The sequence below is a fragment of the Acidithiobacillus sp. TH-A36 genome, assembly GCF_057473445.1.
The window spans coordinates 1-2,025 of the sequence record NZ_JBYCKP010000622.1 but is presented as its reverse complement, the minus strand read 5'-3'; the positions used below and the strand labels follow the sequence as shown (position 1 = coordinate 2,025).

Below are 2,025 nucleotides of genomic sequence, written 5' to 3'. Positions count from 1 at the left end.
GAGATGGATGGTTTTGAAGGTACGGAAGGGATTATTGTGGTGGCTGCCACCAACCGTCCGGATGTGCTGGATCCTGCCCTGTTGCGTCCTGGGCGTTTTGATCGTCAGGTCACTGTGCCTCTGCCCGATATTCGTGGTCGTGAACAGATTCTGCAGGTTCACATGCGCAAGGTGCCTATTACGCCCGACGTGGATCCCAAAGTCATTGCCCGGGGTACCCCTGGTTTTTCCGGGGCGGACCTGGCCAATCTGGTCAACGAAGCAGCGTTGATGGCAGCGCGCAAGAGTAAGCGTCTGGTCGATATGCATGACTTTGAAAACGCCAAAGACAAGGTCATGATGGGTGCCGAACGCAAATCGGTAGTGATGAGTGACAAGCAGCGGGAAACTACGGCATATCATGAATCGGGTCATGCGGTGGTTGCCAAGTTGTTGCCCGGCACGGACCCGGTGCATAAGGTGACCATTATTCCTCGTGGCCGTGCATTGGGTGTAACCATGCAATTGCCCACTGAAGACCGCTTCAATTATGAGCGTGAGGAAATTCTCAGTAACATTTCCATCCTCATGGGTGGGCGTATTGCCGAAGAAGTCTTTCTGAATCAGATGACCACGGGTGCGGGTAATGATATTGAACGCGCCACGGATCTGGCCCGGAAAATGGTGACCCAGTGGGGTATGTCCAGTATTGGCCCCATGGTGATCGGTGAGAAGGAAGAAGAAGTGTTCATCGGTCGGGAGATGACCAAGCATAGTAACATTTCCGAACAGACAGCCATGACCGTGGACGGAGAAATCCGGGGCATCATTCGTGAACGTTATGATGTGGCGCGCAAGCTGATCGAGGGAAATCGCGACAAGGTCGAAGCTATGGCTCAGGCGTTGTTGAAGTACGAAACCCTGGATTCCAATCAGGTGAGCGACATCATGGCCGGGCGTGATCCCCGTCCGCCGGTAGATGACGCAGGCAGTTATCCGACCATGCCCCCGGATGGTAATGCTGCCAGTTCGGATAAGACTGGCGGTCAGACGCTGCCGGGCCTCAATCCCGGAGAGCATCCCGTTTGACCATAACGCTGGATTGCAATGGGCGCCCGCTGTATTTGGGGCGCCCTTGTGTTATGGGGATTTTGAATGTCACCCCCGACTCTTTCTCCGATGGCGGAACTTATATCCGCCCGGAGTTGGCGGTTATGCGGGCACGCCAAATCTGGGAGAGCGGCGGCGACATTATTGATATTGGCGCAGAATCAACCCGTCCGGGTGCTCCTGCGGTTTCCGAGTCCGAAGAAATGGATCGCCTGCTGCCCGTTGTGGAAGCGGTGCTGGCAGCAGTGCCTTTGCCAGTGTCCATAGATACTTACAAAGCCAAGGTCATGCGCGAAGCCTGGTCCCTGGGGGCGGGCTTGATGAATGATGTCACGGCACTGCAAGGCGACCCGCAATCGTTAACCATGGCTGCAGAGTTGGACATCCCGGTTTGCCTGATGCATATGCGGGGCACTCCACGGAATATGCAGACCAACACCCGCTATGACGATGTGCTTGGCGAGGTAACCCGTTTTTTCAGGGAACGGATGGCTGCATGCGCAACCGCAGGAATCCGCCGCGAACAGTTATTACTGGACCCCGGATTGGGTTTTGCCAAAGATCTGCAGGGAAACTGCCGGCTTTTGCGGGAGCTGGACGCATTGCAAAACATAGGGTTGCCGATTGTTGTCGGAGCTTCCCGAAAAAGCATGATTGGCGAGTTGTCCTGTGTCGCCCTTGCCGCTCAACGTCTGGCCGGTAGCCTTGCCGCCGCACTCTGGGCTGTGGCCCATGGTGCGCAGATGCTGCGCGTCCACGATGTGGCAGAAACGGTGCAGGCGATCAAAGTCTGGACAGGCATACAGGAACAGGGTGGTAAATAATCTTTGAAGGAAAATCAATGAGCAGAAAGTGGTTTGGCACCGATGGTGTCAGGGGGCGGGTCGGAGATTCCGTCATTCACCCGGAATGGGTACTGAAGTTGGGATGGGCGGC

Annotated in this window: 2 protein-coding genes; both read left to right on the top strand. The window is 55.8% G+C overall.

Going from position 1 to position 2,025, the window contains the following annotated elements:
- A partial coding sequence (locus AC2VLY_RS15620; protein WP_486891871.1) for an ATP-dependent metallopeptidase FtsH/Yme1/Tma family protein occupies nt 1-1,068 on the top strand: 1,068 nt, incomplete at its 5' end.
- A gap of 53 nt (nt 1,069-1,121) precedes the next feature.
- Nucleotides 1,122-1,913 carry a dihydropteroate synthase gene (gene folP, locus AC2VLY_RS15615; protein ID WP_486922593.1) on the top strand — a complete coding sequence of 264 codons (792 nt, stop codon included), beginning with the start codon at nt 1,122-1,124 and terminating at the stop codon, nt 1,911-1,913.
- Nucleotides 1,914-2,025 lie beyond the last annotated feature (112 nt).

Coding starts and splice junctions, on each gene's coding strand:
- folP (WP_486922593.1), top strand. CDS start 1,122: ATGGGGATTTTGAATGTCACCCCCGACTCTTTCTCCGATGGCGGAACT.